The following is a 1,686-nucleotide window of genomic DNA, read 5'->3' as shown; positions in this document are numbered from 1 at the left end:
ATCCATACCGTTTTTTAAATAGGATGGTTTCTTCTTTTGCAATTGGGTATAGAAGTTTCCTTCCGCTTCCTTGTAGTCCAATTGTATGCGCTGATTCGTGGCGACCGATTTTAAGGACTGGTATTTGCCTCCGGGCCATATTACCATAAGCGAATCGATAACGGAATCTTTTCCGACACCTAAATGAAGGGTCGGCGGAACGGAAGATAAATAGCCCCGGCTCGTAAAATTTTCTTGCGCGGAGACCCGTTCGCCGTTGTACAGGATCACTTTGGCGCCGATTCCTGACGGATTCCTATCTTCTCCCTTAATGGCGAAAGTCAAAAAATTACCGGTTTTCTTTTTCTCGGAAGTATTTTTAAGAAGGTAAGCTTCTTCATCGATATTGTTCACTATAATATCTAGATCGCCGTCATTGTCAAGATCGGCATATACGCTGCCGTTGCTGTAAGAAGCTTCTTTGTCGGACCATTTTTCGGTCACGTTTTCGAAGGTAAGATCACCAAGGTTTTTAAAGAAATAGTTGGCGATCTTCTTTTGGGGCATTTCAGAAATAAAGGCCATATCTTCTTTGGTCATGCCTTTTTCGATGCGCTTTTGAATATTTTCATTGGCAATAAAATTGATAAAATCCATATCGTTTGTCGCACCTTTGATACCGTTCGATACAAAGAGGTCATTGAGACCGTCGTTATCATAATCGGCCAGAAGGGCGCTCCAAGACCACTCCGTCGCCGAAATGCCGGACAGGTTTGCCATTTCACTAAAATTTTCGTTTCCCAAGTTCAAGTGTAGACTGTTCTGCATATACTGAGGGGCGTACCCGTTGCGCAAATAGTTCTGGTAGGTCGTGTAGGCATACTCTAGCCCCGATGTTTTATAGGTTTTCAAATTCTCCGGAAGCATGTCCATAGCAACGATATCGATACGGCCATCGTTATTGATATCCGCTAGGTCGTTACCCATCGAAAAATGGGTGGTATGGCCCAGCCGGGTGTCGTCCTTCGAAATGACGTCCTCAAACGTGCCGTCCTTTTGGTTGATATAGAGGTAATCGTTCTCGAAGAAATCGTTACCCACATAGATGTCGGGATAGCCGTCATTAGTAAGGTCACCAACGCCTAGGCCAAGTCCATAACCGATCTCACCCTGAAAAATACCGGCCTCTGAGGACACATCGATAAATTTTCCTTTTTCGTTTTTATAGAGTCTGTCTCCCGAAAGGGTATCCACCGACATTCTTTTGGCCCCTTTACCGTAGGTACGGTTCGGGTGTACCGAGTGGTTCAGGAGGTACATATCCAAATCGCCATCCAAATCATAGTCGAAGAAGGCTGACTGTGTGGAGAATCCGGAAAAATCAAGTCCGTACGAAGCGGCATCCTCTTTAAAAATTGGATAGCCCCTGTCGTCATTGCCCTGATTGACATAGAGCAAATTTTGTCCTTTCAAGTTTCTGTAGTGCCCTACCTTACAAACATAGAGATCCAATAATCCATCATTATTGATGTCGACATGCGTAACGCCGGTGGTCCATCCCTCTTTGTTGTCGATTCCGGCCTTTTTGGTACTATCCTCAAACTTGAAATTCCCCTTGTTGAGATATAATTTGTCGGCGCCTTGATTGGAGGTAAAATAAAGGTCTATGAGCCCGTCATTGTTAAAATCGGCTGCAGCAACACCGGC

Annotated in this window: 1 protein-coding gene; it reads right to left on the bottom strand. The window is 44.7% G+C overall.

Annotation, left to right across the window (positions count from 1 at the left end; translation table 11 throughout):
* On the bottom strand, positions 1–1,686 hold a 1,686-nt coding region (locus tag ACEW8S_RS14015; protein ID WP_373518763.1), incomplete at both ends, for a CRTAC1 family protein.

The organism is Pricia sp., assembly GCF_041745955.1.
In the GTDB taxonomy this organism is placed as follows: Bacteria; Bacteroidota; Bacteroidia; order Flavobacteriales; family Flavobacteriaceae; genus Pricia.
Note: the sequence above shows the minus strand (reverse complement) of the source record. Positions and strands in the feature narration are given on the sequence as shown.